The following is a 1,083-nucleotide window of genomic DNA, read 5'->3' on the forward strand; positions in this document are numbered from 1 at the left end:
TGTACCTGGCCATCACGTTGGTGACACTCGGTTGATGGGTGTTGTTCCGGTGCTGGTGTGGATGCGTTCATTGTTGTAGTGGTTGAGCCATGGGTCAAGGGCTTGGGTGCGTTGGATGTTGCTGGTGTAGGGGCGCCGGTAGGCCCATTCGATTCCCAGGGTGCGGTTGAAGCGTTCGATCTTGCCGTTGGTCCAGGGACAGTGCGGCTTGATGAATTTCTGCACTGCCCCGAGCTCGGCGATGGCGGCCTTGAACGCGGCTGAGTTCCGGTAGGCGAAGGCGTTGTCGCTGATGACTCGTTCGATGTGGGGGATGCCGTTTCGTCGGTAGAAGTCAGCTGCCCGGAGCAGGAAGGCCGCGGCCGTGGCACCCCTCTCATCCTCCAGGACCTCGGCGTAGGCGAGCCGGGAGTGATCATCGATCACAGCGTGTATGTAATCGAACCCGGTCCGGACCTTCTTGTGTTTGTGGGCCACGGTCGCTTCACGGCCCAGGGCCCGCCAGCCGCCACCATCGGGGATCCGGCCCAGCTTCTTGACGTCAATGTGGATCAGTTCGCCGGGGTGTTCGCGTTCGTAGCGGCGCCCGGTGGTGCGCTGGGCCCGGATCAGGTCCCCGGTGACCGGGTCGCACCAGGCCAGCAAGGGTTCGTGGTGGCGGTGCAGGATCCGTGTCACGGTCCTCTCCGGCACCCCGGTTGCTTGGCTGATCCGGGCCGGCCCGCACCGCATCTGGTGACGGGCCGCCACCACCGCCTCCTCCATCGCAGGGCTGGTGTGGGTCGGGCTGGTGTGGGGGCGGCTGGAGCGATCCACCAACCCAGCCACGCCCTCAACCTGGTAGCGGTGCACCCAGCGGGAGGCGCACTGGCGTGAAACACCGAGTTCCTTGGCAACATGCGAGAGGGGACGACAGTCAGTCAGAACCCGGCGTATCAGCAAAGCTCTTCCGTGAAAGGTGAGTCTGGCATTAGCGTGGGACATGGGAACCTCCGGACCGTGAAGGATTAGACAACTCCACTAAGCCCGGAGGCTCCCCCTTTTTTCAAGACCCGAGCGTCACCAACCTCATGGCCAAGTACA

General features: G+C 63.5%; 1 protein-coding gene. It reads right to left on the reverse strand.

Annotated elements, in window-relative coordinates; all coding sequences use genetic code 11:
* Window positions 1–12: 12 nt before the first annotated feature.
* The gene (locus PCK14_RS19295) at window positions 13–984 is read right to left on the reverse strand and encodes an IS481 family transposase (RefSeq protein WP_269940139.1); all 972 of its coding nucleotides are present in this window, start codon (window positions 982–984) and stop codon (window positions 13–15) included.
* Window positions 985–1,083 lie beyond the last annotated feature (99 nt).

Origin of the sequence: Arthrobacter sp. HY1533, from assembly GCF_027568515.1 — a bacterium.
GTDB lineage: Bacteria > Actinomycetota > Actinomycetes > Actinomycetales > Micrococcaceae > Specibacter.

Excerpts from the sequence above, each read along its gene's own strand:
- PCK14_RS19295 (WP_269940139.1), bottom strand. The coding sequence starts at position 984 with ATGTCCCACGCTAATGCCAGACTCACCTTTCACGGAAGAGCTTTGCTG.